This window comes from Herbidospora sp. RD11066 (assembly GCF_054661255.1).
Window position 1 is genome coordinate 1 of record NZ_BAAGDO010000255.1, and the last position, 253, is coordinate 253.

The 253-nt window shown below is 45.1% G+C and carries 1 protein-coding gene; it reads left to right on the forward strand.

What is annotated here, in order from left to right:
* Nucleotides 1-253, forward strand: a 253-nt coding sequence (locus ACYQ78_RS39875) for a DNA polymerase thumb domain-containing protein (RefSeq protein ID WP_459806193.1), incomplete at both ends; no start/stop codon positions are given.

Genomic DNA, 253 nt, shown 5'->3' on the forward strand with positions numbered 1-253 from the left:
TGGAGTAGGAAAAAAGACGGTGGAAAGACTTCATCAAATGGGTGTTTTTACCGGCGCTGATTTGCTTGAAGTCCCTGAAGTGACCCTGATAGACCGTTTTGGCAGACTGGGCTATGACCTTTATCGAAAGGCTCGTGGTATTCACAATTCCCCGGTCAAATCCAATCGTATCCGTAAATCAATCGGGAAAGAGAAAACCTATGGAAAAATTCTCCGTGCCGAGGAAGACATCAAAAAAGAGCTGACTCTCCTA